The organism is Myxococcus sp. AB056, assembly GCF_006547365.1.
Lineage (GTDB): Bacteria > Myxococcota > Myxococcia > Myxococcales > Myxococcaceae > Myxococcus > Myxococcus virescens.
On the sequence record NZ_VHLB01000001.1, the window covers coordinates 99,422 to 112,713 of the forward strand.

General features: G+C 70.0%; 11 protein-coding genes. 7 read left to right on the forward strand and 4 right to left on the reverse strand.

What is annotated here, in order from left to right; genetic code table 11:
* Positions 1-56: 56 nt before the first annotated feature.
* Together FMP39_RS00445 and FMP39_RS00450 are read left to right on the forward strand one after the other, a co-directional pair.
* Positions 57-1,499, forward strand: coding sequence for an aminotransferase class I/II-fold pyridoxal phosphate-dependent enzyme (locus FMP39_RS00445; protein WP_141588069.1), 1,443 nt, complete (start codon positions 57-59; stop codon positions 1,497-1,499).
* Between the two features lie 81 nt (positions 1,500-1,580).
* Entirely contained in the window at positions 1,581-2,300 is a 720-nt protein-coding gene (locus tag FMP39_RS00450; RefSeq protein WP_090487873.1) for a glycosyltransferase family 2 protein, read from the forward strand.
* Between the two features lie 42 nt (positions 2,301-2,342).
* On the opposite strand, the gene FMP39_RS00455 is transcribed toward FMP39_RS00450, so the two are convergent.
* Together FMP39_RS00455 and FMP39_RS00460 are read right to left on the reverse strand one after the other, a co-directional pair.
* Positions 2,343-4,442, reverse strand: coding sequence for a cation:proton antiporter (locus FMP39_RS00455; protein WP_141588070.1), 2,100 nt, complete (start codon positions 4,440-4,442; stop codon positions 2,343-2,345).
* A 139-nt stretch (positions 4,443-4,581) separates the two neighbouring features.
* The gene (locus FMP39_RS00460; RefSeq protein ID WP_228557520.1) at positions 4,582-5,031 is read right to left on the reverse strand and encodes a hypothetical protein; all 450 of its coding nucleotides are present in this window, start codon (positions 5,029-5,031) and stop codon (positions 4,582-4,584) included.
* 387 nt (positions 5,032-5,418) lie between these two features.
* Between FMP39_RS00460 and FMP39_RS00465 the strand changes: the two genes are divergently transcribed.
* From FMP39_RS00465 to FMP39_RS00475, 3 genes are all read left to right on the forward strand, one after another.
* Complete coding sequence (locus FMP39_RS00465; protein WP_141588072.1) at positions 5,419-7,395, forward strand: hypothetical protein; 1,977 nt, start codon at positions 5,419-5,421, stop codon at positions 7,393-7,395.
* Positions 7,396-7,579: 184 nt separating this feature from the next.
* Entirely contained in the window at positions 7,580-8,131 is a 552-nt protein-coding gene (locus tag FMP39_RS00470; RefSeq protein WP_141588073.1) for a hypothetical protein, read from the forward strand.
* 169 nt (positions 8,132-8,300) lie between these two features.
* Positions 8,301-9,335 (forward strand): rod shape-determining protein, encoded by a 1,035-nt coding sequence (locus tag FMP39_RS00475; protein ID WP_011556714.1) that lies wholly within the window; start codon positions 8,301-8,303, stop codon positions 9,333-9,335.
* A gap of 94 nt (positions 9,336-9,429) precedes the next feature.
* On the opposite strand, the gene FMP39_RS00480 is transcribed toward FMP39_RS00475, so the two are convergent.
* Both FMP39_RS00480 and FMP39_RS00485 read right to left on the reverse strand, forming a co-directional pair.
* Positions 9,430-10,164 (reverse strand): glutathione S-transferase family protein, encoded by a 735-nt coding sequence (locus FMP39_RS00480; RefSeq protein ID WP_194858172.1) that lies wholly within the window; start codon positions 10,162-10,164, stop codon positions 9,430-9,432.
* Between the two features lie 209 nt (positions 10,165-10,373).
* Complete coding sequence (locus tag FMP39_RS00485; protein WP_228557521.1) at positions 10,374-11,375, reverse strand: NAD(P)-dependent alcohol dehydrogenase; 1,002 nt, start codon at positions 11,373-11,375, stop codon at positions 10,374-10,376.
* Between the two features lie 130 nt (positions 11,376-11,505).
* On the opposite strand from FMP39_RS00485, the gene FMP39_RS00490 reads away from it, so the two are divergent.
* Positions 11,506-12,423 carry a LysR family transcriptional regulator gene (locus tag FMP39_RS00490; protein ID WP_141588076.1) on the forward strand — a complete coding sequence of 306 codons (918 nt, stop codon included), beginning with the start codon at positions 11,506-11,508 and terminating at the stop codon, positions 12,421-12,423.
* Between the two features lie 134 nt (positions 12,424-12,557).
* A complete protein-coding gene (locus FMP39_RS00495) occupies positions 12,558-12,857 on the forward strand; it encodes a DUF378 domain-containing protein (RefSeq protein WP_141588077.1) in 300 nt (99 codons plus the stop codon).
* Positions 12,858-13,292 lie beyond the last annotated feature (435 nt).

Here is a 13,292-nt window from a genome sequence, read left to right on the forward strand (position 1 = left end):
AACGGACGAACGGACCATTCCGCCCTCGCACCGGCACGGTTACGTTCCGCCGCACCATGACGGACTTTCGAGAGCGAATCGCCGCCGCCTACGACGCTGACGCCTTCCGCCGTGAATCCCACCGGCTGATGGACACGCTCTCCGACTACCTCGCGCGCACCACCCGCGCCGAAGGTCCCGTGCTCCCCTGGGCCGCCCCCGCGGTGAACGTGGACCGCTTCGCCGCGGCCTTCCCCGAAGCACCCACGGGCGACTTCGCAGACCTCATCGCCCGCGTGCTCTCCGGCTCCAACCACCTGCACCACCCGCGCTACGTGGGACACCAGGTGACGGCCCCCGTGCCGCTGGCCGCCCTGTGCGACGCGGTGTCCTCCCTGCTCAACAACGGCATGGCCGTGTACGAGATGGGCCCCGTCTCCACCGCCATGGAGCGCAACGTCCTGCGCTGGATGGCCGCGCGGCTCGGCCTGCCCGAAACGACCGACGGCGTCCTCACCTCCGGCGGCTCCCTGGGCAACCTCACCGCCCTGCTCGCCGCGCGGCAGGCCAAGGCCGGCTACGACGCATGGAACGGCGGCGCCCACGCCGGCCCGCCCCTCACCGTGCTGGCCGCCCAGACGACGCACTACAGCCTTGCCCGCGCCACCCGCGTCATGGGCTTTGGCGAAGGCGGCGTGACGCCCGTGCCCGTGGACGAACACTTCCGCCTGCGCCCCGAGGCACTCGACGCCGCGCTCGAGTCCGCCACGCGCGCTGGACGCAAGCCCATCGCCGTGGTGGCCAGCGCCGGCTCCACCGCCACCGGCGCCTTCGACCCACTGGAACCCGTGGCCGACTTCTGCGAGCGCAACGGCCTGTGGCTCCACGTCGACGGCGCGCACGGCGCCTCCGCCGTCCTCAGCCCCGCCCACCGGCACCTGGTGCGCGGCATCGACCGGGCGGACTCCGTCATCTGGGACGCCCACAAGGGCCTGCTGATGCCCGCGCTGGTGACGGCCGTCCTCTTCCGCGACGGCGCTCGCTCCTTCGAGTCCTTCTCACAGGAGGCCAGCTACATCTTCCACGGCGACGCGGAGCGCCCCTGGAGCGACATCGGCCTGCGCACCCTGGAGTGCACCAAGGAGATGATGGCCCTCAAGGTGTACGCCTGCCTCGCCGTGCTGGGCACCCGGCTCTTCTCCGACGCGGTGACGGAGTCCTATGAGCAGGCCCACCGCTTCGCCCAGCGCCTCGCCGCCGCCAGCGACTTCGAGGTCGCCGTGCCGCCCGAGTGCAACATCCTCTGCTTCCGTCACACGCCCGCGCACATCCCCGCCGAGCAGTGGGACACCCTCCAGACGAAGCTGCGCGAGCGCCTGGTGACTCGCGGAGATTTCTACCTGGTGCAGACAAAGCTGCCCCGTGGCGTCTATCTCCGTGTCACCCTCATCAACCCGCTCACCACCGACACGGACCTGGACGCCCTCATGGACGCGCTCCGGGCCGCGGCGCTCCGCTGAACGCCGCGCCCCACCCGGCCCACACCTTCCGTGCCAGAAGGTCGCCCCATGACGCAAAATGCGGTACAGCCGCAAAACGCCATGCTCGTCTCACTCGTCATCCCCGTCTACAACGAGATTCCCACCCTCGCCGAACTGCTGCGCCGCTGCGTCGCCGTCGACTTCCCGAAGGAGCTCGTCCTCATCGACGACTGCTCCAAGGACGGCAGCCGCGAATTCCTTCGCCAGCTTCAGGAGCAGGGAGTGGGCCTGTTGGGCGGTACACCGCGCAACCGCAACGAGGTGCGCGTCCTCTTCCAGGAGAAGAACCAGGGCAAGGGCGCGGCGCTGCGGCGAGGCTTCACCGAAGCCACGGGTGACATCATCATCGTCCAGGACGCGGACCTGGAATACGACCCGCGCGACATCCCCAACGTCATCCAGCCCATCATCGACGGGGTTGCGGACGTCGTCTTCGGCAGCCGCTTCACCGGCACGCCCCGGCGCGTCCTCTATTACTGGCACACCGTGCTGAACAACGTGCTCACCACGCTGTCCAACATGACCAGCGGCCTGAACCTCACCGACATGGAGACCTGCTACAAGGCCTTCCGCGCCGAGGTGCTGCGCTCCGTGCAGGTGGAGGAGGACCGCTTCGGCTTCGAGCCCGAAATCACCGCCAAGGTGGCCCGTGGCCGCTGGCGCGTCTTCGAGGTGCCCATCAGCTACCACGGGCGCACCTACGAAGAGGGCAAGAAGATTGGCTGGAAGGACGGCGTACGCGCCCTCTACGCCATCGCCAAGTACAGCGTGAAGCGGTAGGCCCCGGGGGCGGAACGAACGCCGCCCCCAGGCCCGTGGCCCCTACACCTGGGCGCCCGTCGGCTCCGGCTCCGAAGCAGGCGCCGGTGCACCGGTGAGCAGGCTCTTGGCCGCCTCCACCGCGTCCTGCGTGCCCGTCAGCGCCAGCACGTCCCCCGGCAGCAGCACCTCCTGCGCGGACGGCACGGACACGCTTGAGTCCCCGCGCCGGATGGCCAGCACCGTGGCTCCCGTGAGGCCGCGGAGGTTCACCTCGGCCAGCGTCTTCCCCGCCGCGGGACTGGAGGCCTCCAGCCGCACGGGCACGGGCTCACCCAGGCCCGGGAGCACCTTGGAGACGTGGTCCAGCGCGTGCTCATCCGCGCCCGGCTCTCGCGAGTGGGACTGCGCCGCCAGCGCCTCCACGATGACCTGCGCCCCTGCGCGGACGTGGCCGTGCAGGTTGGTGGCGCCGCGCCAGAACGTCACGCCCAGCGCGCCAATCAGGGCCAGCACGATGAGGGGGCCCATGGCGCCCCGGACGAAGGGCTGGGTAATCGCCACCACGGGCACGCTCACCAGCAGGATGATGCCCAGTTGCAGCGTCACCAGCAGCACGCGCCGGGGCGCCGCCGCCAGGTCCACCCGCCCATCCTTCCGCCCGGGCAGCGCCGCCTCCGCCAGCTCCTCGCCCAACCGGCGCGCCACCTGCACCACGCCCACCAGGAACGGGATGGAGAGCAGCACCGCGCCGCCCAGGATGATGTAGCGGGACAGGTTCTCATCGATGCCCAGCCGCTGCTCGATGAAGGAGCCCAGCTTGCCCGCCGTCAACGACGTGCCAATCACCAGGACAATCAGCAGCACGGCGTCCAGCACCATCAACCGCGCCAGCCGCCGCACCGAGGCCCCGAACGTCTGGCGCCGGGGCGCGTCGCGCAGCCGCTCAACCCAGGTGCCGTACAACGTCACGAACGTCTGCAGCGGCTTGGGCAGCTTGCGGTCCACGTAGCTGGCCACCGGCCCCGACACGCGAATCAGCAGGGGCGTCGTGAGCGTCGTAATCGCGGAGACGGCCACCGCCACCGGGTAGATGAAGTTGCCCGTGGCCTTCAGCGACAGGCCCAGGCCCGCGATGATGAAGGAGAACTCGCCAATCTGCGCCAGGCTCATGCCCGCCTGCACGGAGGTCCGGGTGCTGTGCCCCGTGAGGAACGCGCCCAGCGTCACACTGAAGAGCTTGCCCACGATGACCACGACCGTGAGCACCAGGATGGCGGCCCAGTGCTCCGCGATGAGCGCCGGGTTGATGAGCATGCCCACGGACACGAAGAAGATGGCCGCGAAGATGTCCTTCACCGGCTGCACCAGGTGCTCCACCACCTTCTCCTCGCCGGACTCCGCCACCAGCGAGCCCGCCAGGAAGGCCCCCAGCGCCACCGAATACCCGAAGGCCTGCGCCAGCAGCGCCACCGCGAAGCAGATGCCCACGCTGGCCACCAGGGTGGTCTCCGGCTTGTTGAGCTTCACCACGTAGCGCACCGCGCGGGGGATGATGAACAGCCCCACCACCACCAGCCCGACGAGGAACGCCACCAGGCGGCCCGTCGTCAACGACAGCTCCCCCACCGACAGGCCCGTGCCGGAGGAGATGGCCGTCAGCGTCGCCATCAGGAGGACGGCGATGAGGTCCTCGACGATGAGGACGCCCACCACCAGCTCCCGCAGCCGGCCCCGGATGTTCTGCTCGTCGAAGGCCTTGGCGATGATGGTGGTGCTGGACACGGAGATGAGCGCGCCCGTGAAGAGGCTCTCCAGGGTGGTCCACCCGAAGGCGCGCCCCACCACGAAGCCCAGCCAAATCATGATGCTGCACTGGATGACGGCGGTGACACCCGCCGTGGGGCCCACGGCGAACAGCTTGCGGAGGCTGAACTCCAACCCCAACGAGAACATCAGGAGGATGACGCCCAGCTCCGAGAGCGTCGTCACCACCTCCGGGTTGGCGACGAGCGGAATCGGCAGGTACGGGCCGACGACGAGGCCGGCCAGGATGTAGCCCAGCACCACGGGCTGGCGAAGCTTCTGGAAGAGGACCGTCGTCACGGCCGCGACGCACAGGACGACGGCAATGGCTTGGAGGACCTCGTGGGCTCCATGCATCGGTACACCTCGAAAAAAACAACCTAGCGGAAGATTGAGGTTCGGACCGGCCCGGCGCTGTGCGTCGGACCGCGCATCATGCGGGAGGAAACGAAGAAGGCAGGCGCGTTACCGGCCGGCCCGATTCCGAGCGCCGTCTTCAGCCGCGCCCGGGAGGCCCGCGCAACGACTGGGTGACGAGCGTCGGCCGGTCACCGGCGTTGCCGCCTCGCACCATCCGGGCCGCGGAGCGCAGCAGCCGGACGGTGTCGGTGGCAACGGCCCGCTGCCGTTCTCGAGCCTGACGGTGGGCTTCATGGAAGCCCGGCTGGAAGCACTCGCGTTCCCGGCCCAGGGTCGGTTTCGTCTTCACCCCGGCCGGGGCGCTCATCACCGCGGCCCAGGTGTCACTCCCCACCCCGGCCAGGCGCCCACAGCGCAACTGGCGGGTGCGCTTGCCCACGAAGGCCACGCCGCCCCGGTCCACCCGCGCGCCGTTTCTCTCAGAGGACCCGTACGCGGCGTGGACCTCGGCGGCCACCACCAGCTCCAACGCGGTGATCCCCGGCACGGAGGCAAGCGCCGTGCCCAGGACAATGGCCAGCAGCATCCCGCGCGCGCGTCGCCCGGGTGGGGATAGCGGGGCTGTCGGGCCGGCTGAGCACATCCGCTTCTCCTGTATTACGCGGGTGCCACCCAGTAAAGCGCTCCCCCACGGCGGGAAAACGCCAATCCAGCGCTCGGCGGCCAGGTTTCTGCCGCGCCGACGAAACTCTTCCGCCTCATTTCCTGAGAATCCCCGCAGCCCTCACAGCGTACCCGCTCTTTCTAAAGGGCAGGAGTCGTCCATGCCTGCTTTCAAGACTCGACACTGCTGAGGGCTTCGGCTGGCCCGCCACAAGGCCCCAGCCGGCACCACACCCTGAAGCGCGCACGCGCCGCGTCCCGCCCCCGCGAGACGACCCACGGCCGTGACAGCCTGGAGAAGGAAGCCCCCATGGGAATCGGAAAACTGATTGGCGGAGCGGCGGACGCGGCGAAGCGGGCCGCCGAGGCCGCGGCGAAGCGTGCGGCGGAAGCGGCCCGGCGCGCGGCGGAGGCGGCGGCGCGCAAGGCCGCGGAAGCCGCGGAGCAGGCGGCGGCCAAGGCGCAGGAGGCCAAGGAGAAGGTCTCCAACGCGGCCCAGGAGCGGGCCCGGGACGTCTTCGAGGGCGCCAAGGACAAGGCCAGTGACGCCGTGGGCGGCGTGGCCAACGCCACCAAGAACGTCGTGGGCGGCGTGGCCAACGCGACGCAGAACGTCGTCGAGGATGCCAAGGACAAGGCCGGTGACGCCGTGGGCGGCGTGGCCAACGCCACCAAGAACGTCGTGGGCGGCGTGGCCAACGCGACGCAGAACGTCGTCGAAGGAACCAAGGACCGGGTGCAGGACGCGGCGGGCAACGTGCGCAACGCCGCCGGTGACGTGTTCGAGGCGGGCCGCACCGCGACCCAGCGCACGCTGAGCGCCACGGGCACCGCGGCCGCCGTCACCGCGAATGGCCTGGGCAATGTCCTCAAGGATGCGGCGCAGCGGGCGGGCCCGGTGCTCGACAAGGCGACCGACATCGCCGCGGACGGCCTGGACGTGGCGGGCCGGGCCATCCAGGACGCGCCCACGCTCAACCCCCTGCAGGGCATCACCAACGACATCATCGGCGGGGCGCTCCAGGGCACCGCGGACGTGGTGCGGGACCCGGTGGACACGGCCCGGGCCATTGGCGACGCGGTCAACCTCAACCGGCAGGTGGACCAGCTCAAGCCGGGTGAGAGCACCTCCATCAGCCTCTACGCCGAGGCCAACGGCGCCACGGTGGCCGGCAAGGTGAAGGGCACCCTGGGCGTCAGCCGCAGTGAGGAAGAGGGCGGCGGCTACACGGTGTCCGTCACCGGCGAGGTGGGCGCGGGCGTCGCGGCCAAGCTGGGCGCCAAGGGCGCGGCGGACGCGGGCGCGGAGGCCTTCGGCACCGCCGGGGCCACGGTGGAGTTCAAGTTCGACACGGCCGAGGAGGCCAAGAACGCCACCCGCATCATCGCGGCCTCCACCGCCACCGCGGGCGCTGCCGCGAGCAACCCCGTGCTGGGCGCCGGCGTGAATCAGGTCCTCGGGGATCCGCTGTCGGACCTGGCGGGCCTGACGAAGAACATGAGCGCCGTGGAGTTCAAGCTGGGCGCCGAGGCCAGCGTCAACGCCGAGCTGGGCATGAAGGGCCTGCCGGAGGCCATCAGCGCGGGCGCCGGCGCGAGTGCCGGAGTCAACCAGAGCACCACGGCCCGCATCGAGATGGAGGGCGGCAAGCCCCAGAAGCTGACCCTCAAGCAGAGCCTCGAAATCAACGCCAACGCCAGCGCGTCCGCGGGCGTGGGCATCCCCACCGGTGGCGGGGACTCCGTGTCGCTGCCCACCAACGCGTCCGCGGGGGTTTCCGGTTCGCTCGGGGTGGAGCTGGAGCAGAGCGTGGAGCTGCCCGAGGGCTTCAACCCGACCGACTTCATCAAGGACCCGAAGGGCACCGCTCGCGAGATTGGCGCCAGCGTGCGTGACACCCATGAGGCCAAGCTGACGCTGACCGACTCGCGCCAGGCCAACGCGTCCGCGCTGGGCCTGGGCGGCGCGACGGGCCGCGAGGTGAAGGCGGAAATCAGCGGCAACATCAACGACATCGCCACCAGCGGCGCCTTCGGCAGCATCGCCCAGGGCGACGTGGGCCAGGCGCTGAACCAGCTCAAGGACAAGGTCGAAATCAAGGCCACCGTCCAGGACAAGCACAAGGTCACCGGCGACTTTGGCGTGGGCGTCCACGCGGGCGTGGGCGGCGGCGAGGTGGGTCTGTCCACCGAGCGCACCTACGTGGGCGAGGAGAAGGACCTCAGCCCGGCCCAGCTCGCCGAGCTGTACCTCACGCAGCGCTGGTCGGCCGGCATCCCGGGCTGAGCCGGCGCTGTCGGGGGCCCGCCCGCCCTGGGCGGGCTCCTGCGCGTGTGGGCCCGTGTCGTCCGAGTTGGAATCCCCCTGGGGACAGGCACACCGTCCGCCATGGCACAGCCGAGGCAGGCGGCCAGCACCGACCCCAAGGGGCGGGAGTGCCCCTTCTGCGGGGCAGCCTTAGCTTTCCGAAGTGCTTTCAAGATTCCTCGTCTATGGGTGCGTGGGCTGGGTGCTCGAGGTGATGTTCACCGGCACGGGGGCCGCGCTGAAGAAGGACCGGAACGCCACGGCGCGCACCTACCTGTGGATGCACCCCATCTACGGAGGCACGGCGCTGGCGCTGGAAGAGGTCTCCGCCCGGCTCAAGCCCCTGCCCCGGCCGCTGCGGGCCCTGGTCTACACGGGGCTCATCTTCGGCGCGGAGTACGGCACGGGCTGGTTGCTCAAGCGCCTGCTCGGCCGCTGCCCGTGGGACTACGCGCCGCACAGGTGGAGCGTACACGGCCTCATCCGCTTGGATTACGCCCCGGCCTGGTACCTTACCGCCCTGCTGTTCGAGCCCGTGCGTGACACGCTGCTCCACGTCACCAGCGAGGCCCTGCGCCAGACGCCGGAGTACCGCGACGCCGAGGCCCAGGGGACGCTGCCGCCCACGGCGCTCCCCGAGGAGAAGCCGCTGGAGGCGGGGCTGGTGGCGGCGCGCTTCGAGTCGGCGCAGGCCGAGCCCACGCCCACTCCCTGAGAGCCGGAAGCGCCGCGCCTGCGTCCGCTGGCCGACTGCCCCCCAGGCGGATGTGAACGCCGCTACCGGCTTTTCTTCCTCCGTGCTGCGTCGCGTAGTACCTTGGCCCGCGTCTGCCCCCGCTATGACGGGGAAATTCCGCCGACCCCCCGAAAGTTCCCGCCCCCGTATGTTTGACTGGCTTCACACCCTCTTCTCGCGTGACCTCGCCATCGACCTCGGCACGGCAAACACGCTCATCTACATCCGCGGCCAGGGCATCGTCTCCAACGAGCCCTCGGTGGTGGCCGTCCAGCAGGACGCGCGCGGGGGCAAGAAGGTCCTCGCGGTGGGCAAGGAAGCCAAGGAAATGCTCGGGCGCACCCCGGGTAACATCGTGGCCATCCGTCCGATGAAGGACGGCGTCATCGCGGACTTCGAAATCACGGCCGCGATGCTGCGCTACTTCATCCAGAGCGCGCACAACCGCAAGACGCTCGTCAATCCGCGCATCATCATCGGCATCCCCTCCGGCATCACCGAGGTGGAGCGCCGCGCGGTGCGCGAGGCGGCGGCCAACGCGGGCGCCCGCGAGGTCTACCTCATCGAGCAGCCCATGGCGGCGGCCATTGGCGCGGGCCTTCCGGTGACGGAGCCTAGCGGCAACATGATAGTGGACATCGGCGGTGGCACGTCCGACGTCGCGGTCATCAGCCTCGCCGGCATCGTGTTCGCCAAGAGCGTGCGCATCGGCGGCGACAAGCTGGACGAGGCCATCATCCAGTACGTCAAGCGCAAGTACAACCTGCTCATCGGTGAGCGCACGGCGGAGCTCATCAAGATGGGCATCGGCACCGCGTACCCGACGGACGAGGTCATGACCATGGAGATCAAGGGTCGCGACCTGGTGGCCGGCGTGCCGCGCACGCTGACGGTGTCCAGCGACGAAGTGCGTGACGCGCTGGCGGAGCCCGTCAACGGCATCGTCGAGGCGGTGAAGCTGACGCTGGAGCGCACCCCGCCCGAGCTCGCCGGCGACATCGCCGACCGCGGCATCGTCCTGGCCGGTGGCGGCGCGCTACTGAAGAACCTGGACACGCTGCTGCGCGAGGAGACGGGCCTGCCCGTGTTCCTCGCCGAGGACCCGCTCTCCGCCGTCGTGATTGGCGCGGGCAAGGCGCTGGAGTCGCTCGACATCCTCCGGCAGGTCTGCCAGCCGGGCTGAGCCTCCGGGCTTCGGCTCCACGGCGCCACCTCTCACGAGGCTGGCGCCGTTTCGCTTTTCAGGGCGCTGTCTGGCAGGTCCGCGCGCGAGTGGTTCAGGGACGGCGGTGCTTCGCGTAGAGGCCGTCCCGCCACTCGAGCAGGTCCGGGAAGCGGGAGGCGAGCGCCGCGTCGCTCCACACCGCTCGCGTCCCCGGCCCCAGGGGAAGGTAGCCGTCGTCCACCGCCCTCACGAATTGGAGCATCAGCGCGGCCGTGATGTCCGCGTAGCTGAAGCGCGACAGCAGGTAGTCCCGGCCGCCCAGGGCTTCGCGCAGGCGCTCCAGCGTGGGGATGACCTTCTCATGGACGGCGGCGGCGATGTCCACGGGTGCCTGGTGCTTGCGGGCCACGAAGCGAGCGCCCAGCCTCGCGGACGGTGCCAGGACCGACCGGAGCCCCGCGGGCAGGAAGGCGGGAAGGCTCTCCACCTGGGCCTGACGACTCTCCAGCAACGCCGCTACCACCTTGGCGCGCGCCACGGAGAGCACCTGCTCGCTGTCGTCCTCCCAGCGCTGAATCACCGGGAGGTTCGCGGCGGGAAAGAGTGGCTCACCCTGCCCCAGCTCCTCCGCGCGCCGCGCGATGACGAACGAGCCGGGAAAGGCCTCGCCCTCCTCGATGAGCAATGGCACGGCGGGCCGCACACCGCGCGGCGTACGCCAGCGCAGCAGCGGCTCGCCGATGAGCGGCAGGTGCTCGCGGTAGCGATAGGCCACACGGTGGTGGTCCAACGCCCAACGGGTCTTCTCCGTCCAGGGCGAGTAACTGAGTCCATAGAGTGTACGCATGCCGCCCGGGACAGTACGCCCGGGCGCCTGCGCCACTCCAGGCCCGCTGACGCTTCAAACCCTCGCAGCGCCGCCCGAGCCCATCGTTATGTCTTCCGCCAACGCATGTCGTGGTCTTTCACCCTCGCACGCGTCTGTCTTTCGTCCTGGAGCACCACCACCGGGGTCCCCCGAGCGCGTCGTGGCGCACGATTCGCCACGGGGCCAGGTCAAGCCGTGATGACCAGTTTGCCAAACGGTCCGCGGTCCAGGTGTTCGAGCGCCGCGGGCAGCGCATCGAGCGAATAGACAGTGTCGACCACGGGCTTCAAAGCCAGCCGGTCCACCGCGCGCACCAGGTTCTCCAGCCCACGCCGGTGTCCGACGAAGATGCCCTGGATGACGCCGGAGCTCAGGAACAAGGGCTGCACCGGGAAGCGGCTCTCGAAGCCCTCGAACACGCCGATGAGCGAGACGCGTCCATCCGACGCGAGCGCCTTCACCGACCGGCCCAGGTTGTCCCCACCCACCAACTCCAGGATGTGGTCGGCCCCCGCGCCTCGTGTCAGCTCGAGCACCGCCGTATGCCACTCCGGGGTGTGGCGCCGATGGATGCCGTGCGCGGCGCCCAGGGCCTTCACGCGGGCCAGCTTGTCCTCGTCCCCCGAGAGCACGATGACCTCCGCGCCCATGGCGGCGGCAAGCTGCACCGCGAACAGGGACACGCCGCCCGTGCCCTGCGTTACCACCGTGTGCCCCGGCCGCAGCCCGCCCAGCTCCGCCAGGGACGTCCACGCGGTGAGGCCGGCGCACGGCAACGTGCTCGCCTGCACGTCATCGAGTGTTTCGGGAGACGCCACCAGCCACTGCTCCGGCATGACGACGTACTCGGCCAGCACGCCCGGCGCATTTCCGCCCAGGCTGCGCACCGTCCCACGCGGCGCGGGCCCGTCCACCCAGTCCGTCTGGAAGTTGGCGATGACGCGCGCCCCTTCCTTGAAGCGCTGCACGCCCGCGCCCGCCGCGACCACCACGCCCGCCATGTCCGAAGCCGGCGTGAAGGGCTGGTGCGCCGTCAGGGCGCCCCCCCCGTCGAGCATCAGCTTCTCGCGGTAGTTGAGGGAGACCGCCGACACGCGAATCAACACCTCACCGGCACCCGGAGAGGGAATCGCCACCTCCGTCAGTTCCAGGTGCGCCCGTCCCGCCTGCTTCGCCTGCCAACGCTTCATCGTTGCGCCCATCGTCCGCTCCGCGTCCTGCATGAAAGTGATGCGGGAGCTATACGGACGAAGCAGCGTCGCCAGTGGCGACACTTTGTCGAGTCACTGGAGACACGCAGGCACCAATGGGAGCAGCGTCATGAGGGACCGCCTTGGGGGCGTCTTCGCGTTCGTCCAGGCCGTGGAGGCAGGGAGCTTCGCGCTCGCCGCGGAGCGCATGGGGCTCTCACGCTCGGCCGTGGGGAAGAGCATCGCGCGGCTGGAGGAGCGTCTGGAGACCCGGCTGTTCCAGCGCACCACGCGCCGGCAGAGCCTCACCGAGGACGGCCAGGCCTTCTACGAGCGCTGCGTGCGCGCATTGGCGGAGCTCGAGGCGGCGGAGACGGCGCTGGACTCCGGACGGCGCGCGCCCACGGGGCGCCTGCGCGTCAGCGCGCCCGTGATGTTCGGCCGGCACTGCGCCGCGCCGCTGCTGCGCGAGCTGGTCCTCCAGCATCCGGGACTGGAGCTGGAAATCGCCTTCAGCGACCGGATGGTCGACCTCGTCGAGGAAGGTTACGACCTGGCCCTCCGCGTCGGGCCACTGGCGGACCACGCGGGACTGACGGCGCACCGGCTGGGCGTCCAGACGATGTCCGTCTGCGCCGCGCCCGGCTACCTGAAGCGCCACGGCCGCCCGAAGACACTTGAAGACCTGGGCGAGCACGACGCGGTCGTCTACGGCCGCAACGGCATCAACAAGCCCTGGCGATTCCCGGACGGACAAGGCGGCGAGCAGCGCATCGCCGTCCAGGCGCGCCTGCGCTTCGACGACGTGGAGACCATCATGGACGCCGCGGTGCAGGGGGCCGGGCTGGCGTGGCTTCCTCGCTGGCTCATCGCCGAGCACCTGAGCAGCGGCAGACTCGTCGAAGTACTGGAAACGCAGCGCCCCTATGGCAACGAAATCTACGCGGTGTGGCCCCAGAGCAAACACCTGACCTCGAAGGTGCGCGCGGCCATCGACCTCCTCGTCGCGCGCATTCCCGAGCGACTGGTGGAGCCCCGCTCCCGCTGAGCCGCATGGCGTCCGGAGCACCAAGCCGGACAATCGGTGCCGGAGGAGTAGCCAGGACGCGTCCGGGCAACACCTTATGCGGGAGGCATCACCCACCTGCACGGGTGGAACACACCTAGCCAAGGATACGAGCCATGGAACGAGCGGACGCGGATCGAACCAGAGGAGGGCTCGCCAAGGCGATGGCCGTCCTGGCCATCATCGGCGCCATCAACTGGGGCCTGATTGGCTTCTTCAATTGGAACCTCGTGAACGCGCTGTTCGGCGGCGAGACACGAACGGCGATGAGCGCGCTCAGCCGCCTCATCTACTCCATCGTGGGTCTGTCGGGCGTCGCGCTGGCGCTCACCTTCCCCTGGAAGAAGAGCCTGGGAGCCACCACCACGCCGAGAACGGACATGGGGGTTCACCGCAGAACCGAAGTGCGTCCCTGACTCAGGCGGGCCCGTGGTTCTCACGGGCCCCTGAGTCCACCTCGGGTGATTCGTTCGGCGACCCACAACGCGGCGGTTCCGCCTCGGCCCGTCCATCCCGGGCCGGGGCCGCCGCACGAGGAAGTCGTCGCCATGTCTGGAATCCCCGATGCCGGGTTCCTTCAGGACGCCTTCATCCAGGCAGAGACGGGCACTGCGCGCATCTGGTTGGCATCGACCATGCGTTCGGCCAGACGCTGCGCCCCCCTGGAACTTCCGAAAGAAGCGCCGTTGCAGTTCACCGTACGGCGAGGAGCCTGCGACGGCGTCTGGTCATTCGCGGACCACACCATCGGGCGGATTCACGACGGAGAGTGGCACACGCTTACCAGCGGGCCCCGCTCCCCCTAATCGCCTGCACAGTCCCCCAAGAGGAGCGCTTGCGACCCGGAGGCA